The sequence below is a fragment of the Epilithonimonas xixisoli genome (assembly GCF_004365655.1).
Classification (GTDB): domain Bacteria; phylum Bacteroidota; class Bacteroidia; order Flavobacteriales; family Weeksellaceae; genus Epilithonimonas; species Epilithonimonas xixisoli.
The window spans coordinates 388221-413710 of record NZ_SOEO01000003.1; the positions used below are offsets into that span (position 1 = coordinate 388221).

General features: G+C 36.3%; 29 protein-coding genes. 12 read left to right on the forward strand and 17 right to left on the reverse strand.

What is annotated here, in order from left to right:
• Positions 1-33 precede the first annotated feature (33 nt).
• The 5 genes from B0I22_RS13840 to dcm all read left to right on the forward strand — a co-directional run bounded on the left by B0I22_RS13840 (position 34) and on the right by dcm (position 7803).
• Positions 34-627, forward strand: a complete 594-nt coding sequence (locus B0I22_RS13840) for a TetR/AcrR family transcriptional regulator (RefSeq protein ID WP_133945837.1) — start codon at positions 34-36, stop codon at positions 625-627.
• 101 nt (positions 628-728) lie between these two features.
• Positions 729-2081, forward strand: a complete 1353-nt coding sequence (locus B0I22_RS13845) for a TolC family protein (RefSeq protein ID WP_133945838.1) — start codon at positions 729-731, stop codon at positions 2079-2081.
• Between the two features lie 77 nt (positions 2082-2158).
• A complete protein-coding gene (locus B0I22_RS13850; protein WP_133945840.1) occupies positions 2159-3220 on the forward strand; it encodes an efflux RND transporter periplasmic adaptor subunit in 1062 nt (353 codons plus the stop codon).
• 7 nt (positions 3221-3227) lie between these two features.
• Complete coding sequence (locus tag B0I22_RS13855; RefSeq protein WP_133945842.1) at positions 3228-6416, forward strand: efflux RND transporter permease subunit; 3189 nt, start codon at positions 3228-3230, stop codon at positions 6414-6416.
• 145 nt (positions 6417-6561) lie between these two features.
• A complete protein-coding gene (dcm, locus tag B0I22_RS13860) occupies positions 6562-7803 on the forward strand; it encodes a DNA (cytosine-5-)-methyltransferase (protein ID WP_221411241.1) in 1242 nt (413 codons plus the stop codon).
• Here dcm and B0I22_RS13865 read toward each other — a convergent pair.
• From B0I22_RS13865 to B0I22_RS13875, 3 genes are all read right to left on the reverse strand, one after another.
• Entirely contained in the window at positions 7779-8507 is a 729-nt protein-coding gene (locus B0I22_RS13865; protein ID WP_133945846.1) for a PmeII family type II restriction endonuclease, read from the reverse strand. The two genes, dcm and B0I22_RS13865, sit on opposite strands and share 25 nt — an antisense overlap.
• 125 nt (positions 8508-8632) lie before the next feature.
• Positions 8633-9079, reverse strand: coding sequence for a KTSC domain-containing protein (locus B0I22_RS13870; RefSeq protein WP_133945848.1), 447 nt, complete (start codon positions 9077-9079; stop codon positions 8633-8635).
• 141 nt (positions 9080-9220) lie between these two features.
• Entirely contained in the window at positions 9221-9721 is a 501-nt protein-coding gene (locus B0I22_RS13875; protein ID WP_133945850.1) for a hypothetical protein, read from the reverse strand.
• Positions 9722-9962: 241 nt separating this feature from the next.
• On the opposite strand from B0I22_RS13875, the gene B0I22_RS13880 reads away from it, so the two are divergent.
• On the forward strand, positions 9963-10370 hold the full coding sequence (locus B0I22_RS13880) for an META domain-containing protein (RefSeq protein ID WP_133945851.1): 408 nt from the start codon (positions 9963-9965) through the stop codon (positions 10368-10370).
• A gap of 126 nt (positions 10371-10496) precedes the next feature.
• On the opposite strand, the gene B0I22_RS13885 is transcribed toward B0I22_RS13880, so the two are convergent.
• The 13 genes from B0I22_RS13885 to B0I22_RS13945 all read right to left on the reverse strand — a co-directional run bounded on the left by B0I22_RS13885 (position 10497) and on the right by B0I22_RS13945 (position 20780).
• On the reverse strand, positions 10497-10739 hold the full coding sequence (locus B0I22_RS13885) for a hypothetical protein (RefSeq protein WP_063970596.1): 243 nt from the start codon (positions 10737-10739) through the stop codon (positions 10497-10499).
• Positions 10740-10815: 76 nt separating this feature from the next.
• A complete protein-coding gene (locus B0I22_RS13890; RefSeq protein WP_133945853.1) occupies positions 10816-12150 on the reverse strand; it encodes a hypothetical protein in 1335 nt (444 codons plus the stop codon).
• An 81-nt stretch (positions 12151-12231) separates the two neighbouring features.
• Entirely contained in the window at positions 12232-12804 is a 573-nt protein-coding gene (locus B0I22_RS13895; RefSeq protein ID WP_133945855.1) for a hypothetical protein, read from the reverse strand.
• 6 nt (positions 12805-12810) lie between these two features.
• Positions 12811-13701 (reverse strand): 3-hydroxybutyryl-CoA dehydrogenase, encoded by an 891-nt coding sequence (locus B0I22_RS13900; protein WP_133945857.1) that lies wholly within the window; start codon positions 13699-13701, stop codon positions 12811-12813.
• 107 nt (positions 13702-13808) lie between these two features.
• Entirely contained in the window at positions 13809-14807 is a 999-nt protein-coding gene (locus B0I22_RS13905; protein WP_133945859.1) for a DNA adenine methylase, read from the reverse strand.
• A gap of 3 nt (positions 14808-14810) precedes the next feature.
• Positions 14811-15425 (reverse strand): hypothetical protein, encoded by a 615-nt coding sequence (locus tag B0I22_RS13910; RefSeq protein WP_133945861.1) that lies wholly within the window; start codon positions 15423-15425, stop codon positions 14811-14813.
• A gap of 4 nt (positions 15426-15429) precedes the next feature.
• Positions 15430-15852, reverse strand: a complete 423-nt coding sequence (locus B0I22_RS13915; protein WP_133945863.1) for a hypothetical protein — start codon at positions 15850-15852, stop codon at positions 15430-15432.
• A 4-nt stretch (positions 15853-15856) separates the two neighbouring features.
• On the reverse strand, positions 15857-16822 hold the full coding sequence (locus tag B0I22_RS13920) for a Gfo/Idh/MocA family oxidoreductase (protein WP_133945865.1): 966 nt from the start codon (positions 16820-16822) through the stop codon (positions 15857-15859).
• A 103-nt stretch (positions 16823-16925) separates the two neighbouring features.
• Positions 16926-17231 carry a type II toxin-antitoxin system RelE/ParE family toxin gene (locus tag B0I22_RS13925; RefSeq protein WP_133945867.1) on the reverse strand — a complete coding sequence of 102 codons (306 nt, stop codon included), beginning with the start codon at positions 17229-17231 and terminating at the stop codon, positions 16926-16928.
• Positions 17213-17455, reverse strand: a complete 243-nt coding sequence (locus tag B0I22_RS13930) for a hypothetical protein (RefSeq protein WP_133945868.1) — start codon at positions 17453-17455, stop codon at positions 17213-17215. Before B0I22_RS13930 ends, B0I22_RS13925 begins: the two co-directional genes overlap by 19 nt.
• 51 nt (positions 17456-17506) lie before the next feature.
• A complete protein-coding gene (locus tag B0I22_RS13935) occupies positions 17507-18538 on the reverse strand; it encodes a Gfo/Idh/MocA family oxidoreductase (protein WP_133945870.1) in 1032 nt (343 codons plus the stop codon).
• A 334-nt stretch (positions 18539-18872) separates the two neighbouring features.
• On the reverse strand, positions 18873-19697 hold the full coding sequence (locus B0I22_RS13940) for an SDR family oxidoreductase (RefSeq protein WP_133945872.1): 825 nt from the start codon (positions 19695-19697) through the stop codon (positions 18873-18875).
• 105 nt (positions 19698-19802) lie between these two features.
• Complete coding sequence (locus tag B0I22_RS13945) at positions 19803-20780, reverse strand: 3-oxoacyl-ACP synthase III family protein (protein WP_133945874.1); 978 nt, start codon at positions 20778-20780, stop codon at positions 19803-19805.
• A gap of 190 nt (positions 20781-20970) precedes the next feature.
• Between B0I22_RS13945 and B0I22_RS13950 the strand changes: the two genes are divergently transcribed.
• From B0I22_RS13950 to B0I22_RS13975, 6 genes are all read left to right on the forward strand, one after another.
• Positions 20971-21621, forward strand: a complete 651-nt coding sequence (locus tag B0I22_RS13950) for a protein-L-isoaspartate(D-aspartate) O-methyltransferase (RefSeq protein ID WP_133945876.1) — start codon at positions 20971-20973, stop codon at positions 21619-21621.
• A 116-nt stretch (positions 21622-21737) separates the two neighbouring features.
• On the forward strand, positions 21738-22058 hold the full coding sequence (locus tag B0I22_RS13955; protein ID WP_133945878.1) for a PH domain-containing protein: 321 nt from the start codon (positions 21738-21740) through the stop codon (positions 22056-22058).
• A gap of 239 nt (positions 22059-22297) precedes the next feature.
• Positions 22298-23068, forward strand: coding sequence for a nucleoside triphosphate pyrophosphohydrolase (mazG, locus tag B0I22_RS13960; RefSeq protein WP_133945880.1), 771 nt, complete (start codon positions 22298-22300; stop codon positions 23066-23068).
• A 63-nt stretch (positions 23069-23131) separates the two neighbouring features.
• Positions 23132-23731 (forward strand): LemA family protein, encoded by a 600-nt coding sequence (locus tag B0I22_RS13965; RefSeq protein WP_133945881.1) that lies wholly within the window; start codon positions 23132-23134, stop codon positions 23729-23731.
• The gene (locus B0I22_RS13970; RefSeq protein ID WP_133945883.1) at positions 23728-24159 is read left to right on the forward strand and encodes a TPM domain-containing protein; all 432 of its coding nucleotides are present in this window, start codon (positions 23728-23730) and stop codon (positions 24157-24159) included. The genes B0I22_RS13965 and B0I22_RS13970 overlap by 4 nt, the downstream gene beginning before the upstream one ends.
• Positions 24140-24940 carry a TPM domain-containing protein gene (locus B0I22_RS13975; RefSeq protein WP_133946574.1) on the forward strand — a complete coding sequence of 267 codons (801 nt, stop codon included), beginning with the start codon at positions 24140-24142 and terminating at the stop codon, positions 24938-24940. Before B0I22_RS13970 ends, B0I22_RS13975 begins: the two co-directional genes overlap by 20 nt.
• A 51-nt stretch (positions 24941-24991) precedes the next feature.
• On the opposite strand, the gene B0I22_RS13980 is transcribed toward B0I22_RS13975, so the two are convergent.
• A complete protein-coding gene (locus B0I22_RS13980) occupies positions 24992-25489 on the reverse strand; it encodes a hypothetical protein (RefSeq protein ID WP_133945885.1) in 498 nt (165 codons plus the stop codon).
• Position 25490 lies beyond the last annotated feature (1 nt).

Consider the following 25490-nt stretch of genomic DNA (forward strand, 5'->3'; position numbering starts at 1 on the left):
TGATTTAAATTTGCACAAAATTGTTTAACAAAAATGTCAAAACAAGAGAAAAAAGACCAAACACAAGAGTTAATCAAAGAAACTGCGAAGAATCTATTCTTCGTTCAGGGTAGATTTGGTGCGACTACACAAGAGATTGCGGATGAGGCTGGAGTCAACAGAACGCTCATCAACTATTATTTCCGTTCGAGAGATAATTTGGTACAGATTGTTTTCGATGAAGCTCATAAAGTTGAAAAAGAGAAATCTGAGATTATAATGAGATCGGAACTTCCGTTCAAAGAAAAAATAACTCATTTTATCGAAGGTAGCTTGCAGACCAGTTTGCAATATCCTTATTTGGAAACTTACATTGTCTCACAGATCAACAAGGGAACTTGCCACAAAAGAGATGTGGAAAAGGAGGATTTGGAAATGTTTTATAAAGACATCAAAAAAGAGATGAATCTAGGCAACATAGAAAAAATGGAACCTATCCAATTCATCATTAATATGATTTCACTTTTGATATTTCCGAGTGCCATTAGACCATTGTTTATGGAGAATATGATGATCGATGATAAGGAATTTGACAGATTGATTTCTGATCGAAAAGATATCATCTTAAAAATGCTATTTAAAAATTAATAAAAATATTTAATAAATATTAAAGTATTAATAAAGATGATTCGTCCGTAAGGAGTAAAGAAAAGTTACGAAAAAAATTAAAAATATAGAATTAATAAATTATGAATAGAAAATTAGTGCCTGCGCAAAAGCTAAAATTAGGAATAGCGGCAGCATTTATGATTTTCGGCTCTACATCTGCTTTTGCACAGCAACAGGTGTCTTTGCAGGAAGCCATAAAGCAGGCGTTGCAAAATAAGGCAGAAGCCAAAAAGGCAGCTTTGCAGGTGAAAAAAGCAGAGTACAAAATTGCTGAAGCCAGAGCGGGCGCATTGCCACAAATCAGCGCAACTGCGGGAATTACTTATAATCCAATCATCCAAGAATCACTTTTGGAGTTTGGCGGAGAAAGGCTGATTGCCAGAATGGGACAGCCTTGGGTGTCGCAAGCGGTGGTAACTTTGAACCAAGCTATTTTTGACCAAAGAGTTTTCACAGGTCTGAAAGCGGCAAAATCTACCAGAGAATTTTACGTTTTGAACGCACAGCTTTCAAATGAGCAAATCATTGAGAATGTGGCAACGGCTTATTATCAAGTTTTCGTACAAGAAGAAAATCTGAAAACGCTCAACGTAAGTTATGCTAATACAGAAAAAGTTAGAAACGTAATCAAGAGTTTGGTAGATAATGGATTGGCAAAAGGGATTGATTTGGATAGAACCAATGTTCAATTGACGAATATTAGCGCAAACAGACAACAATTGGTAAATGCCGTAGAACTTTCCAAAAATTCGTTGAAGTTTTATATGGGTGTTCCGATTGATAAGCCAATTGAATTGGAAGCTAAATCTATCGAACCAAGACCAGAATTGATAGCGGGAAATGTAAATCTGGATGAGAGAACGGAGGTTAAAGTTTTGAACAAAAATAGAGAACTTCTTCAGTACAATTTGAAAGCGACAGAAGCGTATCTCTATCCAACTGTTGGTTTGACCGCAAATTACGGATGGGCTGGAATGGGTAAAAATTTCCCATTGACAAATGGTTTGAACAACGGCGTTCTTTGGAGCGATTATTCAGCGATTGGTTTGAATATCAACATTCCGATTTTCACAGGTGGGGCTACGAAATCAAAAATTCAGCAAGCTGAGATTGATATTCAGGATTTGGATGTTGATATCGAAAATACACAGCTGAGCTTGAATTTGGAATACAAAAATGCCATTGAGAATATGGAAAATTCCATCATCAATATCGAAAATATGAAAGGCAACGTAGAACTTGCTGAGAAAGTGCAGAAAGATACACAATCCAATTACCAATACGGATTGGCTACTTTGACAGAGGTTCTTGATTCTGAAAATGCTTTGACAGATGCTAAACAGAATTACACAACGTCATTATTAGACTACAAGCAAGCTGAAATTAAATTAATTAAAGCAAAAGGAGAACTTAATACTTTACAAAATCCATAATAAACTATAAAAGAAATCTCATTGATTTTTATGATTGAGATTCCTTTTGACTATCAAAAAAATAATCAATTTTCCAAATGAAAAAAACTTTAATATATATCATCGTAGCAGCTGTTCTTATCGGTTTGGCAGCTTACAAAATTGCTGATAACAAAAAGAAGCAGGAAACTGAGGTGAAAGAAGTGGCAAAACAGGTTGATAAAATCAATGTGAATGTTGTGACGGCTTCTAGAACTGACATTAATACAGATTATTCTGCAAACGGAACTTTCATCCCGAAACAAGAAACCAATCAGTCTGCTGATATTTCTGGTAGAGTAGTAAGCGTTTTTGTGAAAGAAGGTTCCAGAGTTGGCGCAGGTCAGGTTTTGGCAACCATCAAAAGAGATGCGATCGAAGTGGATGTGACTCAGGCTCAAAACAATTTGCAAAACGCAATTATCGACAACCAACGTTACGAAAATGCTTTCAAAACTGGTGGTGTTACGAAACAACAATTGGACAACTCTAGATTGCAGCTTAAAAATGCTCAGGCATCTTTGAGAGCGCAAGGTGTTAAAATCAATGATACAAGTGTAAGAGCGGGAATCAGCGGAACGATTAATAAGAAAATGGTAGAGCCGGGAGCGGTTGTTGCACCAGGAACAGCATTGTTCGAAATCGTAAATATCAATTCCCTAAAACTTTCTGTTTTGGTTGACGAAAGCCAAGTTGGAAGAATCCAGGTTGGACAAACGGTGAACATCAACGTCAATGTTTTGCCAGAAGAATCTTTCAGTGGAAGAATTACCTTCATCGCTCCGAAAAGTGATGCTTCGCTTAATTTCCCTGTTGAAATAGAAGTTCAAAACAAAGGAAATCTAAAAGCAGGTATGTACGCAACAGCTACTTTCAAAACCAACCACGGTGCGGAGACTCAAAATATGTTGACCATTCCTGCGCAAGCTTTTGCTAATGGCGTAAGTTCTGGTCAGATTTTCATCGTAGAAAACGGAACTGCAAAAATGATTACCGTAAAAACCGGAAAAGTGTATGGTGACAAAGTACAAATCATCAGCGGACTAAACGGTGGTGAGCAAGTGATTACCAGCGGACAAATCAACCTAGACAACGGTTCAAAAATCAATATTGTAAAGTAGAGTACAGATGAAGTTAGCAGAAATATCCATTAAAAGACCGTCCCTTGTCATCGTATTGTTTACGATTTTGACCTTGGGAGGTTTGCTTAGTTACTCCATGATGGGGTACGAGTTGATTCCGAAATTTGAAACCAATATGGTAACGATTTCTACGGTTTATCCCGGAGCTTCCCCTGCAGAGGTGGAAACATCGGTGACGCGTAAGATTGAAGATGCCGTTGGTTCTTTGGAAAACGTAAAAAAAGTTGAGTCATCTTCTTACGAAAGTTTATCGGTAATTATGGTTCAGTTGAACACAGGTGCCGATGTCAATTATGCTTTGAATGATGCTCAGAGAAAGGTGAATGCAATTTTGGCAGACCTTCCGGAAGATGCAGATCCGCCGTCACTACAGAAATTCTCATTGGATGATTTACCAATCATGACATTGAGTATTACCAGTGATAAAATGAATAATAAGGATCTCTATGATCTTTTAGATAAAAAAGTAGAACCGATCTTTTCCCGTGTAAATGGTGTGGCTCAGGTAGATCTTGTTGGTGGACAGGAGAGAGAAATCCAGGTAAGTCTGGACGAGATGAAACTGCAAGGCTACGGTCTTTCAATCGGAGATGTGCAGCAAGCGATTCTTTCTTCGAACTTAGATTTCCCAACGGGAGCTTTGAAAACGAGAACTTCAAGATCAACCATCAGACTTTCTGGGAAATACAGAGATATTGCTGAGATGAACAACCTTGTAGTATCCAACAAAAATGGAGTACAAGTTCGTCTTTCCGATGTTGCAACAGTTTTTGATACTCAGAAAGATGTAGAAAAAGTAGCGAGATTCAATCAAAATCCTACGATTTTGATGCAGGTGAAAAAACAATCCGATGCCAATGCAGTAGCGGTTTCAGAATTGGTTCAGAAAACTATCGCTCAGGTTGAAGGTAATTACAAAGCGCAGGGCATAAAAGTAAATATAGTAGATGACTCTACAGATTTTACATTGGATGCAGCAGATCACGTAATTTTCGATTTATTCTTAGCGATTATTTTGGTGGCAGTGGTAATGCTATTGTTCCTTCACAACATCAGAAATGCATTTATCGTAATGGTTTCGATTCCAGTATCGTTGATTGCAACGGTGATTGGAATGTATTTGATGGGATACACTTTGAACTTGATGAGTTTATTGGGACTTTCACTCGTTGTAGGTATTCTTGTGGATGATGCAATTGTGGTATTGGAGAACGTTTACCGTCATATGGAGATGGGAAAAAGCAGAATCCGTGCAGCTTATGATGGAGCTTCGGAAATTGGATTTACAGTAACAGCAATTACCTTGGTAATCGTGGTGGTATTCTTACCAATTGCGATGAGTTCTGGTCTAGTGTCAGACATCTTAGCACAATTCTGTGTTACGGTAGTTATTGCGACAATGTTCTCATTGTTAGCATCATTTACGATCATTCCTTGGTTGTCTTCAAGATTTGGAAAATTGGTTCATTTGACTGGTAAAAATCCTTTCGAGAAATTCATCCTTTGGTTTGAAAAACAATTGGAGAAATTCACTCATTGGATCAGTGATATTCTAGAATGGGCATTGAAGTCAACATTAAGAAGAATCATGACAGTTATTGTAACCTTTGTTATTTTGATTGCTTCATTTATGTTGGTGGCATTTGGATTTATTGGAGGAGAATTCTTCCCGAAAATGGACAGAGGACAATTCCTTGTTCAGATGGAATTACCGAAAGATGCTTCTGTTGAAAAAACCAATCAATTGACTCTTGCGGTTGAAAAATACCTTAGAGATGACAAAGATGTTGTGGATATGATTACAACGGTTGGTCAGCAGTCATCAGGTTTTGGTGGAGCTCAGGCGACTTTGTATCAATCAGAAATTCAAGTAATCTTGGTGGATAAAGCGGAACGTAACGAAAGTACAGACATCAAATCCGCTAAAATCAAGAGAGCATTAGAAGAAAAATTCACAGGCGTTGAGTTCAAAACCGCACCAATTGGATTGATGGGAGCAGATGCTGCACCAATCGAAATGGTAGTTACCGCTCAGGACAACGCGACGGCGAACAAAGAAGCAAACAGAATCTTAGAATTGCTTAAAAAAGTTCCCGGATCTGTGGATGCAGAATTATCAACCGACTCAGGAAATCCGGAAGTTCAGGTGAATATCGACAGAGATAAAATGTCAACTTTAGGTTTAAATCTTTCCAGTGTAGGACAAACAATGCAGACTGCATTCTCTGGAAATACAGATGGAAAATTCAGAGCCGGAGAATATGAATATGACATCAATATTCGTTTTGGAGATGCCAACAGACAATCGATTGATGACGTTAGAAACTTAATGTTTACCAATACAAACGGAGAACAAATCAGATTGAGTCAGTTCGCTGAGGTGAAAATGGGATCTGGACCAAGTTTGCTAGAACGTAGAGACAAAGCACCTTCTGTAAAGGTAAAATCCAAAGTGGTAGGTCGTCCCGTGGGTGATGTTGCCAACGAATGGTCTGCTCAGTTTATGGACAACGAAAAAACCAAACCAGCCGGCGTAAGCTACATCTGGAGTGGAGATATGGAAAACCAGACCGAAGGTTTCGGTACATTAGGAATTGCTTTGTTGGCGGCTATTGTATTGGTTTATTTGGTAATGGTTTCCTTGTATGACTCGTTTGTTTATCCGTTTGTGGTTTTGTTCTCGATTCCTTTGGCATTGATTGGAGTAATGGTAATTCTGGCGATCACAGGAAACTCATTGAACATCTTTACGATGCTCGGGATGATTATGTTGATTGGTTTGGTGGCGAAGAATGCGATTATGATTGTCGATTTTGCCAATATGAGAAAAGCGGCAGGAGCCAACACGCATGATGCATTGATTCAGGCCAACCACGCGCGTCTTCGTCCGATCTTGATGACGACGATTGCGATGATCTTCGGTATGATTCCGATTGCAATTGCAAAAGGAGCAGGAGCCGAAATGAACAACGGTTTGGCTTGGGTAATCATCGGTGGTTTGACATCATCTTTATTCCTTACTTTGATTATCGTGCCAGTAGTTTATTCATTATTCGATTCCATGTTGAGAAGAATGGGTAAAAATGAAGTTGTAGATTATGACGCAGAAATGAAAGCAGATTATGATCACAGAGAACTAAGTGAAGATGGCTATACGCCGAAACACGTAGATTAATATTTATAGTTAAGTTGAAAGCCGTCTCATTTTCGAATGAGGCGGCTTTTTTGTTAGAATTTTAATAATAATTTTATTTTTCAAAATTCTTGTCAAATGACTAAATTTAATATAAATTTGTAACCAATGTCTAATGTTGTACAACTTGGTTATGAAAGATTATTATACGATTTCTGAAGCTGCTGAACTTTTAAATAAAAGTACAAAAACACTCAGAAGATGGGATGATGAAGGGAAATTGGTTGCCGTAAGAGAACCAATGAGTAATTATCGTGTTTATCATCGAAATGATATTCAGAATTTGTTTCCAGATTTTTTAATTGAAAATAATAGTCAACTAAACAATTATGTAAAACCAAATAATGATTACAAAGTTCTAGAGCTTTTTGCTGGAGCAGGTGGCTTGGCAATCGGTTTAGAAAAGGCAGGCTTGAAATGTGAAGCTTTGAATGAAATAGACAAATTCGCGTGTCAAACTTTAAGACAAAACAGACCTCATTGGAAAGTTTTTGAAGGCGATATTAAAAATTTCAGTTTTTCAGAATTTAAAAATAAAATTGATGTGGTTACTGGTGGATTTCCTTGTCAGGCATTTAGTTACGCGGGGAAAAGACTAGGTTTAGAAGATGCCAGAGGAACACTTTTTTATGAATTTGCGAGAGCTGTTCAAGAAGTTAACCCTCCAATTTGTATCGGAGAAAATGTAAAAGGTCTCATAAGCCACGAAAATGGAAATACATTGAAAGGAATGATTTCAATTTTGGATGAAATTGGTTACAATGTTGTTCCTGTAGAGGTTTTAAAAGCTATTAACTACAAAGTTCCTCAAAAAAGAGAACGATTAATTTTGGTGGGAATTAGAAAAGATATTCAAATTAAATTTGATTATCCAAAACCATTTAATAAAATTTATAATTTAAAAGATGCTTTGAAAAAAGGAGAATTATTTGATACTGATGTTCCCATTTCGGGCGGTGCAAAATATCCTCAAAGTAAAAAAGTAGTTTTGGATTTAGTTCCACCAAAAGGCTATTGGAGAGATTTACCTTTAGAAATTCAAAAAGAATATATGGGCGGAAGTTTCTTTTTGGGTGGAGGAAAAACAGGTATGGCGAGAAGAATTGGCTGGGATGAACCTAGTTTAACCTTGACTTGCAGCCCTGCTCAAAAACAAACTGAAAGATGTCATCCGGATGAAACCAGACCGTTTACCGTTCGTGAATATGCAAGAATACAAACTTTTCCTGATGATTGGGAATTTGCTGGTTCATTGGCTCAACAATACAAACAAATTGGAAATGCGGTTCCTGTAAATTTGGGAAGGGAAGTAGGTTATTCTATTATTAAATTTTTGAATTCATATTACTCTTTAAAATCAAAAAGTTGAGAACTTTCAATTTCCTTTGAAAGTTTTTCTACTCCTACATTAATCAAATCTTGTGTGTCAATATTTGTTATTAAAAGCTGGAGATTTTCAACCAATCCATCATAAAAATCTGGAAATCCGGTAACTCGGTGCCAAAATTCTTTTCCAATAATAACCGGATGAGTTTTATCTATGAGTTTGTAATGCATACTCAATTCATCAACTTCTCCGTAAAGTACACCAACCATAAAGTCAGTATTATTAATATTTTTAAATGCTTTATTGGTTCGGGCAAGATTGATTGTATCTGTAAATTTTTTAATTAAAGGTTTTACATCTTCAGAGTTTATAGTATTTGGTCCAGATTTGAGTTGACACCATTTTCTTCGATTGTCAATTTTATCTAAAAATTCTATATCCATTCCTTTTATTAAAGAGCCTTCTGCAATTTTTAAATCAACAAACATATTTTGAATTCTTGTTCCGAAAGACGTATTAATAGAGGTTCCCAAAACTCGAGGATAAAATAATGCTTTTGCAACACCAATAGCTGTGTAATCGTTTTCTAAAACCTTTGATAAATATTTGACAACAATAGGATTAATATTATAACTTTTGAGTTTTGAATGCGTATTTATAGAAGCGGTAATGTGATTTTCAAAAATATAAACTTTGAAATACTCAACAATTTCCTGAATTAATTCTTCTTGAGTTCTGGTTTTCATTTTTTGAGTTATTAATAATGTTTTTGTAAATATATAGCTTATTTTTCTTTGCTTAAAACACTTTAATTACAAAAAACTCCCAGAAAAAATCTGAGAGTCTTCAAAATATTTTTAAATATCAATTCCTAATCTGCCATCGCTTCGCCAGATTTTCTGTAGATAAATTTCCCGTAGATATGTCTTCTCGCAAATCGGCTTGCAGAATCTGAGTTTACCATTTTGATGTAAATGTTTCTTGGAACACCGATGTATTCAAACATTTTTCCATTCAAATGCTGAACGGTCAAAATTGATTTTTCTAAGAAAAAATCTTGGATATTAGATGTAGTAATCGTCTCCGTATATTCTTCTTTGTACTTTTCCTGCGTTTCCTCGTGGATGCTTACTAAGAAATGATAAGCTTCGATTACGGATTTGCTTTTTTCCTCAGCTTCCAATTTTCCGGCTTCATTATTTACAAATTTGTCAGGATGCGTGTCCTTCATTGTGTTTCTGTAAATGGTTTTCAGGTCTTTCAGAGTTGCAGTTTTGTCAACGCCAAGAAGCTTTCTGTGTTCGCCTATTCTTTTCATAATTAGATTTTATTGATTTGTCAAGGCGTATTGCAATGCCTATTTTCGGGGTGCAAAATTAAGCTTTTAAAATTTAAAAATCATAACTTATTCATTATTAATTTATTTGATGAATTAAAGTTAATTTTGGAAAGGAAAAATTTACTTATTGGTCAGGATTTTTTCGATAGATTCCAGGATTTCTTTTTCTACGATTTCCTCGTTCAGCGTTTCAAGCGTGTAGCTTTGTTCCTTCATTGCGGCAGTTCCTTCGCCATTTTGGAAAACGGTGTCAAGATGAATTCCGATTTTTTTGTAATATTTGTCTGCCGTGAACATGACGTGCGGAAACTTGTTGTTGGTGTAGAAATTAGAATCTACATTTCTGGAGATTTGAAGTTTGATATTGGGTTGCGCATTGATGCCAGTTCCGCTTTTGCTGTCTTCATTGATGGTGATTTTGCAACCAAATCCATTTTGTCGTAACATTCTCCTGAATTCCTGCATTTTTGGGTCAATCAAATTCTTGCAAAGCGTTTTGAAACCTTCTACAAACAAGTCTTCTTCGCTTTTTTGTTTTTCCTGACTGGCTTTTAGTTTTTCCTCCTCAGATTTCAGATTGGAAAACAGAGAATTCAATTTATCAATACTTTCTTCTTTCATTTGATGTTTGTTTTTTTAATCAAAACCAAAGCGATGATGCAAAGGTTTACTTTTTCAAATATAAAGAAAACATAAAAAAGCAAAACGGATTTTCACCCACAATTTCAAAATCTCGAATCTTTAGAAAGTGCCAAATGGAAATTCGATCATTAAAAGTTAAAAGATTATGTCCGAAAATCGATCATTGAAAAAAGATTATGTTAAAAAGAAAATCTTATCTTTGGAATGTAATTTTATAAAAATGAAAAAACTTCTTTTAACATCTATATTGTCCCTTACGATTGTTTCTTGTACCAGTAGAGTAGGAAATGCGTCTAAATTAGGGAAAAATCAAGCACCTGTGACAGGAACGCAATGGGTTTTGGCAGATGACATTACGAATAAGCCAACATTGCTGATTGAGCAAAACAGAATCTCTGGAAATGCAGGCTGCAACAATTATTTTTCTGATGCAGTCATTGATACTTCGGCGGGAAATTTCTCTGCAAAAAACATAGGTTCTACCAGAAAAATTTGCAACAATATGACTTCGGAAACCAGCTACATCAGCGTTTTGCAGGAAGTGAACAAATATGTGGTGACAGAAACGACATTGGAATTGTACAAAGACAATTTGCTACTTTTGAAATTCAATAAAAAGCAAGATTAATTTAAATTCTTGTGAAAGCTATTCTCATATTTTCACAATTGATTTGGATGAATCCTCGATAAATTTTTTTTTGTGATCGCAAAAAAAGGCATAAAAAAAGGAACTCAGTGTTGAGTTCCTTTTTTATTATTCTTCGTCTTCCTCGTCGTCGTATTTTGCAAGCTCTTCATCACACCATTTGAAGGCTTCCTCCACCACTTTTGTAGCCTCGTTTGCTACAGTTTCCTCATCATCTCCTTCCAAATCGTCCAACCATTCTACGTCCTCTTCTTCTACGTTAAGGATAAAACGTGGATACTCTGTGTGAACTACAAAAAGATCTTCTGGAAATTCAGAATTGTCGGCTAATAAAAACTTTGGTAATTTCATATGTAAAATATTTAATTTTAAAAATAAATCTGAGCTTTGCTCTATGGTTCAAAGATAGAAAAATTCCCGAAAACTACTATTGATAATTATTTTTTTTGATATTGATTTTTCGCTCCACTCTTTGCTTCGTGAGCACACTCTTTTTCAGCGTGTCTTCCGCTTTGAAGGTGACGTATATCTTCGGATTTACCGTGCTGATAAGTTCAGCAGTTTGAATATCATCACCGCTGTCTTCACTTTTGAGATAGAACTTGATGGTTTCGTCTTTGATGTTTTCTTTCTCCAGATATTCTGTAATGATTTTTCGATTCTCAAGATAATCACCTTTGGATAGCCAAGTGAAAGCAAATCCCGTCATCAAACTCAAAAATGCAATCGAATAGGTCAAACTATTAAAAATCTGAAACAATTTTCTGAAAAACACCATCCAAATTCCAATAGAAAATGGCGCCAGCAAACGATAATCTATCGCATTTACCGAGTAGAAATACTGTACAAAATAGGACAAAACGATAGTGATGAATGAGATCATCAGGATGAATTTTTCCGTCTCAGAAAGTGTGGTTTTAATGAAAATATAAACCATTGCCAAAATCGTCAAAACACCAATGCCATAGATTCCGTAATTGATGTTGCCACCGTTTGGATCTGCAATATGGATGAACGGATTAAAAGTGGTTGCCAAACCTTGATACAATTCCAAAAGCAGAGTAGGCGTTGATTTTAGCCCGATTTCTAGAAAAGTATCAACATAGTTTTCATTAAAATAATCGATGAACAAAACCTTGTACAAACCATAGAATCCCAAACCAACAATTCCCGGAATCACAAAGCTTTTCCAGTATTTTTTTCTGAAATTAAGAACCCCGAAAGCCATACTTCCCAAGCAGAAAAACAAGGCGCTGTAACGGATGTTGATGAGGAGAATTAATATTAGACTTAATGCGAAAATACCCTTCGTCGCAGAGATTTTATTTTTGATAATTTGATGCGAAATGTAGAAAAAAAGAAGTACCAAAGGCAGGGTTAAAGCCTCGCTCATCGTGAAAGAAAAAATACTCACAAAACTGAAAAGTGCCGATACAATCAATAGTTCCCGAAAGTAAAAATTCTTCCTGTAAGAGAAAATCAACAGAACGGTGAAGGCCAAAATTCCAATCAGTTTACTGCTCCAGAAATCATCGATTCCAAAAATCGTAAAAAACTTGATGAGTAAAGGATAGCCCAGCGGCGCCGTGGTGTTGTCTATAATCGGGAAAATCTCAGATTGCCTCATATATCGTATGGAATCCGGATTCACGCGTCCTTTTTCGTTGAGAAGGAATCTCAAAACAATCATCACGTAGGTAGCAATGATGAGAAAAATTTGCAGAATTCTCTCGTAATTTGGTTTCAGTTTTAGGGAAATCATAGTTTTAAAAATAAAATGTCAGAACCAAATCTGATTCTGACAAAGTTATAAATCGTAATCCGAAATTCCGAATTTGAAAATCTATTCTTTATAAAGCCGTTTTTTCTCTGCGAGATAGTAGCTTGTGTCTTTATTTATATAAGTTGAAAAAGCATTTCCGAGATTGTCAAAATATGCTTTTGGTAAAACCATTTTCTTTTTGATAGTCGGGATTTTGATTAATTCTGTTTTGTGGTTATCCCAATAATTCCATTCACCGATATAAGTATTCGTAAGAAGATTTACGCTGGATTCTCCACTTCCATCATTATTTGCCGGACCAAATTCATAACGTTCCATTCCTATCAATCTCATTTTTCCGGTTTCTTTTTCGAATCGAAATTGATAAGCGTTGGAAGCCCGCATTTGATTAAGACTCACCCGGAAACCATTTTTAGCTTTATAAAAAAATATTTCGCCGGAATCTTCAAATTGGTCAGACGACACTTTTTTGAATTTCTGGGATGAAAGTTGATAAACCACGGCTCCAATTTTGGAATCTAAATAGACTTTGTCATTAATCTTATCACCATCAAAATCTGCAGAAAGTATTTTCTCCTGCGCAAAAATCAGCGTAGGAAATAGGCAAAAGAACAAATACTTTTTTGCAAACATTTCAATTTATTTTAAGAACATTTTCGAAACCTTCTCCGCTTTTTTACTTTCGGAATAATCGTAGAAACCTTCACCAGATTTTACACCTTTTTTGCCTGCCATTACCATATTCACAAGAAGTGGATTGGGCGCATATTTCGGATTTTTGAAACCCTCGTACATTACATTTAGGATTGCTAAGCAAACATCAAGCCCGATGAAATCTGCCAATTGCAAAGGTCCCATCGGATGCGCCATTCCTAGTTTCATCACCGTATCGATTTCCTCAACACCAGCAACGCCGTTATAAAGTGTTTCAATCGCTTCATTGATCATCGGCATCAGGATTCTATTGGCTACAAATCCGGGATAATCGTTCACTTCGGTTGGAACTTTTCCTAATTTTTTGCTCAATTCAAAAATCTCGTCAAATGTTTCTTTCGAAGTCGAGTAGCCTTTGATGATTTCTACCAGTTTCATAATCGGAACCGGATTCATAAAGTGCATTCCAATGACTTTCTCCGGACGTTTTGTTGCAGCAGCAATTTGCGTGATAGAAATGGATGAGGTATTGGTCGCAAGAATGCAATGGGCTGGCGAAAGTTCGTCCATCTGTCCAAAGATTCTTAGTTTCAAATCCAAATTTTCTGTCGCAGCTTCTACGATGAGGTCAGCTTTTGGCGCTGCATCTTTCAAATCCGTAAATGTTGTAATGTTTCCAAGCGTGCTGGTTTTTTCTTCCTCCGTCAGATTTCCTTTGGCGATGATTCTGTCTAGATTGGTGGTGATGGTTTTGATCGCTCTGTCCAGATTTTCCTGTTTCACATCCACCAAACTCACTTGGAATCCACTTTGGGCAAAAGTGTGGGCAATCCCATTTCCCATAGTTCCTGCGCCTATTACAACAATGTTTTTCATATTTTAATTGTTTATCAATTACAAACCTTTCGGTTTCATTTATATAATTTTTAATTTTTTAAATATTGATTTGAAGTAAAGTCTAAAACCTAACTCTTAAAACCTAATCACTCTTTCTCGAGATAATAAAGATACTCTGTCGTTTCCGAAGCTTTATGATTTCTGTTCTCTTCTTTGTCTGCCCGAAAACGTTGATACTCGGTTGTAAATATATCATATTTCCCGAATTTGGAAAGTATATCTCTAATTTCACTTTCAGGCATCAATCCCTCATTATTATAACTTAGGAAAATATGCTGGAATTTCGCGTTTTTAATGAGCTCTTCAAAGCTTTTTGCAACTTCAACTTTGCTGCAATATTTTGATTTCTGATAATCTCGAAGTCCCGTTTTTCCTTTTGGAGAGAATTGGTCGTATTTTGCAATTGTATTTAGGAGATGATAATTAGCTCCGTATTGACGAGCGTTGTAAGGTGGATCGAGATACAGAATGTCTCCTTCGATTTTTTTGATTAATTCGTTCGCATCTTCATTATAAACCTCGTGTTTATTTTCCGTGATTTCAAAAAAAGAAGGAACGATTTCTAATTTTTTCTGAGCCGATTTTTTGATTTGTTTGAGGAATGCGCCATAAACAGAGGCTGTATTCGCAACCTTATCCGCAGCTTCCAAAAGTGAACAAAGCAGGAAATAGTATTGATCTTCATTGATTTTTTCAGACAATTTCCAATCTTCAATTTTCTGTCGAATGGCATCTATTTTATTTCCGTTTTCTTCCGAAAAATAAAGCCTTTCCGATTTCCCGTTTTCCGAATATTCTTCTGAAATAAAACCAGATTTTCCTTCTATCGAATTCAATTGATTAATGAAATCTTCAAAATCGAAATTCTTATGATTTCCGATGTAATTTCGATTAAGAACATAACTGTAAAATTCAAAATCGTTGCTGATGACTTTCTTGGTTTCCGCTTTGAAATTTCGTCCGACAATTCCGGTTCCTGCGAAGAGATCGCAAAATGTTTTGCTGCTCAAGTCTTTACCAACAACTTGATAAACGCTTTGTTTGATGAAATCTGAAAGTTTGTTTTTGGAACCGATGTAATTCATGAATTAAGCTTTGATCCAAATCAAATCTGAAAGGATCTCGTGAGATTCCAAATTTAAGGAAACTAAATTGGCTCTCGAAAAATTGCTGAGATATTCTGTGATTTTTTCTTTGATTAAAGAAAGTTCGGTCTTCAGTTTCCAATGTTCTCCATTTTTCGCATCATAAAAAATAATGAACAACCGGTTCGCATGATGTTTTCTTCCTTGCTGACTTTGATTGTTGTAAAGCCATTCAATCAATTCTTTTTTGTGATCAACAGCATACTCAAAACTTTCCCCAAACTGTTTCGGGAAAATACTGCTTTTATGATCAAACGGAATTCCTGAAATATAAAAATCCACCGTCTTAGAAAACTGATTTTCTTCTTTGTTTACCAAATGATTGGATGTAAAAATATATTCAACCGCTTTTGCAGACCAGAAATTCAGCCAACGATTGAAAGCATAATTTCTCAAACCTTCATCAAAATCTTTACATTGACTTTCCAAATCTTCAAAAACCTTAATCTGATAAATGAATTTCGTTTTAAAATCCCAATCATCAGACTGCTTTCTTCCCCAATTGTAAGGTAAGTTGATGCGTTTTTTGAGTTCGGATTCTAAGGATTGGAGAGTCATTCATTTAATTTTTTAGAATCTTCACATAATTTTTTAATTGAATATCATTATAATTTAAAACTAAATTACTTTCGTCCAGACTCATTATTTTGTAACAAGTCCATTTGTTTAGCGATCTGTCAAAAATTTTCAATGAATCCTTATCAATTTTGAAAACCGTTTTTCTTCCAAAACTTTCTCGATAATAATCGACATCTAAAGATTTTAAATTATAAAATATACTATTAGCTTCACAGCTGTCCTTCGAAAAAAAATTAAATCCAAGATCATTTTTTGGAGGTAAAGGTGGCTCTTCAAATCCATCAAGAGTATAATGTGGAATGTTATAATTTGAAACAAAAATCCATTTTCCTTCAAGAACTTTTTTATTCTCTTTTTGACAAGAGAACGTAAATACTAATAATATTATTTTAATGTAATTTTTCAAGTATTTATTTCTGTATCAACCTTACAATCTCCAAAGCAACCTTCAAAGCCTCCGTTCCATCTTCCAAAGAAACTTGAACAGGAACATCATATGTGATAGCATTGGCAAAACTTTCCAATTCATCAAGAATAGCATTATTTGGTTGAATATTTGGATATTCAAAAAGAATTTGGTTTTTCTCACCTTCCGCATTTTCGATGATCATATCAAAGTCAGACGGATTTTCTGGTGCAGGTTTCATTCGGATAACTTCGGATTTTTTTTCTAAGAAGTCAACAGAAACATAAGCATCTTGCTGGAAAAATCTTGATTTTCTCATTGCTTTCATCGATATTCTTGAAGTCGTCAAATTCGCGACACAACCATTTTCAAACTCGATTCTGGCGTTGCAAATGTCCGGCGTTTTGCTCACAACAGAAACACCACTCGCATGAATCAACTTCACTTTCGACTTTACCAAACTCAACAAAATATCCAAATCGTGAATCATCAAATCCAAAACTACAGAAACATCCGTTCCTCTAGGATTGAATTCCGCCAATCTGTGAATCTCGATGAACATTGGATTTTTAATATAATCTTTCGCACCAATAAAAGCTGGATTGTATCTTTCCACGTGACCAACTTGCGCCTTTATTCCAAATTCGTTGCATTTTTGAAGAATTTCTTCCGCCTGTTCCAAAGTTTGCGTCACAGGTTTTTCAATGAAAAAATGAATGCCTTTTTCAATCGCCTTTATGGCGTAATCGTAGTGATAAAGCGTTGGTGTCACAATATCCAACATTTCGATTTCGTTCAAAAGTTCCTCCAAACTTTCAAAATATTTATAACCGAATTCCGCTTCCAGTTTTCGGCCGTTTTCTGCATCTTTGTCGTGGAAACCAACGAGTTCATATTTCTCAGATTGATTCAACAATCGCAAATGGATTTTTCCCAAATGTCCCGCGCCCACAAGTCCGGCTTTTATCATAGCTTAATTTTCTTAAAGACGTAAATTTAAGAATTATCGCCAACCAACATAAAAAAAGACCCAGAATTTTTAAACTTTCTGAGTCTTATCATTTTAAATATTTTTAAGTATAGTCAAAGTCTGTTTCATTTTCATCTCTTCTTGCATCCCAAATTGATAAAATGATTAACTGCGTTTCAGTTACTTCATAGAAAATCAGGTAATTGTGAACAATGCTGATTCTGGTGTTTGCATCATTTGTTGTTCTTCCGATTTTTGGATGCTGAGATAGGAGATTGATAGCTTCGGTAACTAATATGCTGAGCTTTTTGCTATAAGTTTTGGATTTTGTTTTCTTTGTCCAATAAATTAGAATTTCTTTAAGTTCAAGTTTTGCAGAATTAATCCAGACTATTTTTCGTTTAGCCATTGCTCAATCTCTTTGTTTACCTCTTCATTGCTGGATATTTCTCCATTTGCATATTCTTTTCTCGCTTCTGCAATTCTGTTTTCTTGCTGCTTTGATAATACGAAAACATCTTCATCCAGTTCAAAATCCAACAGTTTTTTGATTTCTCGTATAACCCGAATTTCTTTCAATTCGGTTATTTTATTGATAACATCTAATTTTAATTGTAATTCGGCTGAACTCATTTTGAAATTATTTATATCAAATTTACAAAAAAATTAAAAACATAAATGTTTTCAGTCTAAAGATATCACTTCTTCCTTCTCAGAGCTATCCTTCGCCGCTTCAATCACTTTCATCGTATGATAAGCTTGTTTCGCAGTTACAGGAACTTTTTTATCATTCACAATCGCGTCATAAAGGTCATCACAAAAGTTAAGATAATTTCCTTGAAAAGTAGGGAAGTGGACAACTCTGTCATTGTAAACCAAAAGTCCGGTTTTCTCTTCCGGCTCCGTTCCCCAATTCTCGCGATTCGGAACTTTTCCTAATTTCAATTCATCTTCCTGAACGTCGCCACGATGTTTTAAGAAACTTCCTTTTTTGCCGTGGAAAACATAAGCTGGCGTTGGTTCTTTGACGAAATAACTAGATTTCAATCTCACGCGTTTGTCCGAATAATAAAGCAAAATATCAAAATAATCATCAATCTGCGTATTCTCTCTCGTCCTTCTGATGTCTGCAAAAACCTTCTCAGGATAACCAAACAAAGTCAAAGCCTGGTCGATGATATGCGAACCCAAATCCATCAAAATGCTTGCGCCTGGATTTCCATTTTCCTTCCACGCTTTCGGGCTTAGTTCCGGATTGTATCTTTCAAAACGGATTTCTGCTTCCACGATTTCGCCAAGATAATCCTCATCCAAAACCTTTTTTACAGTCTTGAAATCGCTGTCATATCTTCGGTTTTGATAAACGCAGAGTTTCAGTTTTTTCTCTTTTGCAAGTTTGTGTAATTCCTCAGCTTCCTCAGAAGTTGTCGTAAAAGCTTTCTCCACCAAAGCATTTTTCCCAGCTTCCAAAACTTTCTTTGTGAATTCGAAATGTGTGTCGATTGGCGTGTTCACAACAACCAATTCCGCATCGCTCTCCAAAACGGCTTCCAACGAATCAAAGCTCGTGACTTCCGGATAATCTTGTTGGATTAATTTTTTGCTTCGTTCATAAGCGCCCAATAATTCGTAACCTTCGTGAACTTCGAAAAACGGTGCGTGAAACAATTTCCCGGAACCGCCGTAAGCCAACAAAGCTGTTTTTATTTTTCTCATAAAATTTTACAATTAATTTGAAATGATTTCTGTCTTGCAAAATCGCAATAAATTTAAAATAAAACCACAAAAGTCACAGAAAATTAAAATAAAATCTCGCAAAATTAAGCTGATTTTGCAGACTTAATTTTTATAAATCCGCTCAATCCGCCAAATCTGCGAGAGATTTGTTATTAAACTTTAATATAGATAAGGCTTTCTCTAGATAAGGCTTAGAGAGCCTCAGCCTGACATCGCTGAGAATAAATTGTTAAAATTAGATTTGTCACTCTTAGCGGATTCGAAGACCTTCAAAACTCTAAGACTCTAAAATACTCCAACTCTCAAACCCAAATTATCCCATAATGTGAAAACCACCATCCACGTGACGGATTTCTCCAGTGATTCTCGTTTCTTTTCGGAACAGATGAACAATCTCGTGCGCCAAATCTTCAGGCAAAGCATTTCCAAGCGGACTGATTCTGTCAGCTCTTTCCACATCTTCAATTTTCAGCGTTGCATTGCCAGCTTTGCTTCCCATATAAGGCGAAAATCTGATGGCGTTGGCGCGGATTCCGTATTCTTTTCCCAATTCATAAGCCATTTCAATCGTCAGCCTTTCGAGAGCGGCTTTTGCAATACTCATATTGATGTAAGGGAAAAACGAAACTTTTTCTGCTGCGATATAACTCAACGAAACAATAGAAGAACCTCTCTGCAAAACGCCATTGGACAACAAAGCGTGACACAACGAAATCAATGAAAATGCCGAAACATTCATCGTATCATTGAATTCCTCAGCCGTTACTTCCAGCATTGGTTTTACAGATTTGTTTCGGATGGTTTTGTCCATCGCAATCGCGTGTAGAAATCCATTCAGCTGAATGTCTTTATTTTTCAAATCCTCAGCAAGGAATTTTAAACTTTCCGGAAGCGTCACATCCAAAGGCGCGGTGTAAACATCATTACCCAAAACTTTCTTACAAGCCGATTCAAAATCCTCGTAGTTTTTATTGAGAAATCCAGCCGCTTTTTCCGAAAGATTGTTGTGGAAAGGTGTCACGCCCAAACCTGTGCAAACGACTTTTCCGTTGTTTTCTAATATTTTCTCAGCGGTTTTCATCGCCAAAGAATTTTCATCTGCAATTCCCGTAATCAGGAAAGTTTGATTTTCTAACATTTTTGTTGAGACTTTAAGATTATAGACGAATAGATTATAGACCTCATAATCTTGTCTGATTTTATTTTAATAATCAATTATCATTTATCAATCATCATTTATCAATTATGCCTTATAAAGCGCAGTTCCCCAAGTCCAGCCCGAGCCAACCGCTGCGAAAAGCAAGATGTTTCCAGGTTTTACTTTTCCACTTTTGTACGTTTCATCAAGGACGATTGGGATTGTTCCGCCAGAAGTGTTGGCGTATTTGTCCATATTCGTCATCACTTTTTCGAAAGGAATGTTTGTTTTTCTGGCCGTTTCCTGAAGAATTCTGATGCTCGGCTGATGTGGGATTACCCAATCTACATTGTCAGAAGTCATTTTGTTGGCTTCCAATATTTCGTCGATTGTTTCTGGTAAAACTCTGGTTGCAGTTTCGAAAACCTCTTTGCCGTTCATTTGGAAATAGTGAAGTTTTTGTTTCAAAGTTTCTTCCGAAGCTGGCATTTCCGAACCTCCTGCTGGAATATTAAAATGATATTTCCCCGTTCCGTCTGCGTGCAATTTGAAATCGAAAAAGCCTTTGTCTTCAGTTGTTGCAGATAACAAAATCGCACCTGCACCGTCTCCAAAGAAAACCGAATCTTTTCTTTCCCAATCCGTAATCGTCGAAAAAGTATCAGCGCCTATGACCAAAACATTCTTGTACATTCCGGTTTCTATGAATTGGCAACCAATCGCAATCCCGTAAAGTCCGCCTGAGCAAACAGCTGAAATATCGAACGCAACGGCTTGTGGTGAATTCATTTTTTCCTGAACGAAACACGCGGTTGAAGGCGCTTGACGATCAGGCGTAGAAGTGGCGACGATTATTAAGTCAATATTTTCCGGTTTTACATCGGTGTTTTCCAAAGCTTTTAGTCCTGCTTTGTAGGCCAAATCGCTGGTCACTTCGCCTTCTGCAATTCGGCGTTCTCTGATTCCGAGATTTTTGAAAATCCATTCGTCGGACGAACCTACTTTTTCGAAAAAGTCATTTTTTAAAATTTTTGGTGGAACGTACGAGCCAGTTCCTTTAATGTAAGCTCTTATTTTCTGCATAACATCCATTCGTTCATTCAATTAATTAAAAGTTTATTTAAATATTTGGTAAAAAAACAATCAAATTTATAAAGTTTAATCTGAATTGGGATTAAATTTTTAATAAATGTTGAAAATTATGATTCTTGTTTGGATTTTAAAATTATCCTTCGGAAATTGCAAGTTATAATACAAAGAACTAACAGCAATAATGAGAGATACTTACGTTCACAAAGGGAAAAGAAAACAATTAATGGATTATCTTCATCAGAAGATTGGAATCACTGACGGTTTTGTTTTGTCTGCGATGAACGAGGTTCCAAGGCATCTTTTCATAGAAAGTGTTTTCGAGGATTATGCGTACGAAGACCGCGCTTTCCCGATTTTGGCGAAACAAACCATTTCGCATCCATCAACTGTTGCGGAACAAACCGAATTGCTTGAAGTGAATGAAGGCGAAAAAATCCTTGAAATAGGAACTGGTTGCGGTTATCAGACAGCAGTTCTTCTCCAAATGAAAGCTTTGGTTTACACGGTTGAACGACAAAAAGATTTGTATGATTTTTCTACTAAGATTTTCAGAGAATTGAATATGAGACCTAAGTTTCAAAGTTTTGGAGACGGATTTGCGGGTTTGCCAACGTTTGCACCTTTTGACAAAGTCTTGGTAACTTGTGGAGCAGAAGTTTTGCCCACCGAATTACTGAAACAATTGAAAGTCGGAGGGAAAATGGTAATTCCACTTGGAAAAACTGATGAACAGATTCTTTACCGATTTACGAAAATTTCTGATATGCAGTTTGAGAAAGAGGAATTTGGGGTTTACAAGTTTGTTCCGATGTTGCAAAATAAATCACACTGATGAAAATTTATAAGAGCAGAAGAGACTGGATTTATGGTTCTATATTTTTAGGAATCACTTTGATTTTTGCTGTCATTTTGGTTGTGTCTTATTTTGATAGCGACTTTTGGGATTGAATGTTGATGGTTTTTATTTTGGGAGGAATCACTGTTATATTAATCAGTTTTTTCTTTATTAAAATTAAAATCAAAGATGAAGAACTGATAATTAGCGTCATCTATAATGTATTCAAAATCAATATTTTTAAAATCACGAAAATCAGAATTGGCGAAACAATGTGGAGCGGTTTTCATAAATGTGGAACTGCGACGGGCGGACTGATTGTCTTTTCGAAAAATAAAAATGACCTTTACATCACACCAGAAAATCAAGATGAATTCTTGGAGGAATTGTTGAAAATCAACAGTCATATTGTCATTGAAGATGTGAGAAAATAGTTGATAGTTGTTGGTTGAAAGTTGATGGAAATTGACTTTGGATGACAAATGTTGAACCTTGCGAAGCGCGCCCCAGCCTGAGTGGAGCTCTTTTTCTGTTATTGCGATTGGGAAAAGTTCAATTTACTGAGTCACGTCGTTCGCAATGACAGAAAAAAGCGGGAACGGAGGATGGATAAAGGCGCCCAAATAATTAAGAATAAAATTAATAATCATTTATCAAATATCATTCATCATTTATGAACACACGAGAGGAAAAAATGGAGGCTTTTGGAAGGCTTCTCGATATAATGGATGATTTGCGGGAAAAATGCCCGTGGGACAGGAAGCAGACCTTGGAAAGTTTGCGCCATCTGACTCTTGAGGAAACTTACGAATTGTCTGACGCAATCCTGAATAATGACCTTTTGGAAATCAAGAAAGAGATTGGCGATGTGCTTCTGCATTTGGTTTTCTATGCAAAAATAGGTTCTGAGAAAGAGAGTTTTGATATGGCTGATGTGATTAATTCTCTGAACGAAAAACTGATTTTCCGTCATCCGCATATTTATGGCGATGCTGTTGCGGAAGATGAAGAAGCGGTGAAGCAGAATTGGGAAAAACTGAAATTGAAAGAAGGAAATAAGTCCGTTTTGGAAGGTGTTCCGAAGAGTTTACCGCCGATTATCAAAGCTTACAGAATTCAGGATAAAGTGAAGGGAATCGGTTTTGAATTTGATTCTGCGGAAGATGCCTGGACAAAAGTGGAGGAGGAGCTGGAGGAATTTCACGCAGAAACTGAGGCTGACAAAAAAGAGCAGGAGTTAGGCGATGTATTTTTTTCTTTGATTAATTATGCTAGGATTTCGGGCTTGAATGCTGACACAGCTTTGGAAAGAACGAATTCGAAATTCATTTCCAGATTTCAGAAAATGGAAGAGATTGCGAAGTTGAAAAACCTTAACCTTTCCGATTTGAATCTTGAAAAAATGGATGAACTTTGGGAAGAAGCTAAGGTTTCTGAAAAATAAAATTTCTTCGTTTTATTTAATTTGTATATTTGGTTTAATTAAATTTTTAAAACACATCAAACTATGAAAGGTAAAGGTTGTATTGTAGTAGCCGTAATTTTAGGATTAATAGCGTTAGTCGTTTTCTGGATAGCAGGTCGATATAATCCTATGGTTCAGGCGAATAACGACGTTCTGGAAAAATGGGCAAACGTAGAAACGGTTTATCAAAAACGAGCGAATCTAATTCCTAACTTGGAAAGAACCGTAAAATCTTATGCTAAATTTGAACAAGAAACTCTAACACAAGTTGTAGAAGCAAGATCAAAAGCAACTGCTGTAAATGTAGATCCTACAAATATGACAGAAGCAGATATGGCAAAATTCCAACAAGCGCAAGGTCAATTGAGTGGAGCATTAGGAAAATTGCTAATGGTTGTAGAAAAATATCCTGATTTGAAAGCAGATCAGCAGTACATCAATTTCCAGAGAGAATACACAGCAATTGAGAACAGCATCCGTTCAGAAACTGTTTATTACAACGGTTCTGTGACAGCTTTCAACAATCTTGTGGAAACTTTCCCGGGAAATATTGTGGCCGCTTTCTTCCCAAAATTTAAAACTAAACCAACTTTCAAAGCAACAGAAGGATCAGCAAACGCACCTTCCGTTTTCTCAGAATAATGAATCACTTTCTTACAAATACAGAGATGGCTTCCCTCGTGGAAGCCATCAAATTAGCTGAAGACCACTCTTCCGGTGAGATTCGTGTGCACATAGATTCTACGGGTTTAGATAACTTTGCGAAAAAAGCTTTCAGTATTTTCCAATCTTTGGAAATGCACAATACCAAGGAGAGAAATGCTGTTTTGTTCTATGTGAATTTTGAACAGCATTATCTGACAATTATTGGTGACGAAGGCATTCACAAAAAAGTGAAACAATCTTTTTGGGACACGCTTCACGATGAGATCACAGCTGAATTTGCTAAAGAAAATTACCACAACGGACTGAAAGAAGCCATCATGAAAACAGGCTTCGAACTGAAAAAATATTTCCCTTTCGAAGGGGAAAATATCAATGAACTACCAAATGATCTCAGCTTCTCTTAAACGATATATCTTTGCATTATTCTTAGTTTTTGGATTGTTTTCCAAAGCTCAGTTGGTGCCGGAAAAACCTGCAGTTCTGTATCCGGTTTATGATAAAGCAGGATTACTTTCGGAATCTGAAAAAGATGCGCTGAATCAAAAATTAATCAAATTCTCCGATTCTACTTCTACAGAAATCGAGGTTATTATTCTTCCAACCACAAGTGGCGAAGATGTCAATTATCTCGCAACAATGTATGGCGAGAAATGGGGAATCGGACAAAAAGGTGTTGATAACGGTGTCGTTTTCCTGATTGCGACTGAAGACAGAACAATGTCCATCCAACAAGGTCGTGCGGTTGAACAATATTTGACAGCTTCGGTTGCGGGTCAGATTCTGGATTATTTGGTAACGCCAAGTTTCAAAAAAGGAGAATTTTACAACGGAATAGACCGCGGAACTTCTGCGATAATGGAAGCAGTCCAAGGGAAATTCAAACCGATTGTAAAAAAGAAAAATAGCAAAGGCGGCATCAGTATTGGCAGTATTATTCTGATTGTCATTATCATCATCATTCTAATAAGCATTATGAATGGTAACAACCGAGGAAATGATGAGGACGATGATTACACACTTTCCCGAAAAGGAAACCGACGATACCGAGGCGGATTCTTCCCTTTCCCATTCCCAGGCAGTTTCGGCGGTGGCGGATTTGGAGGCGGAAGCAGTGGAGGCGAAGGTTTCGGAGGCTTTGGCGGAGGCGGAAGTTTCGGAGGTGGAGGTGCTTCTGGTGGCTGGTAGATTACATTAATAAAAATTTAAAGTCAAAATTCAATTGAGTTTTGACTTTTTTTATCTCCAAAAATTCCAAACTTTCCCATCAAAAACAGCAACGGATTTTGAGGTTGTATCATAACAGATCATTCCAGGATATGGACTTCTGACATTGGTTTGAGGTGAAGCAATTCTGGGTAAAACCAAAGCTTTGTCTGTTGCTTCCAAAACCAAAACGCCATTGGCAGAAGATGTATTGCTGCCGATAATGACACCGTTCCCAACTTCGGAACTTGAGTTTTGAGCCACTTTTGACAAATCGCCGGGACTGCTCATATTGACCCAAGTATTATTTTGTCTCATCTTTACCCGCAGGTCAGATTTATCCACTACAAAAGTGCCGTTGGCAGGACTTGCAGGCAGAGTTGTGACTGCGGAAAGGATAATTCCGTTTGTGGTTCCGGTGGCAAAATCCAAAATGGCACCTGTATTATTAGGCGACTTGCTAATGGCAACTTGTGATTGGTAATGTCCGGAAAATATGAAAATCGAAATTATTAATAAGGCTTTCTTCATA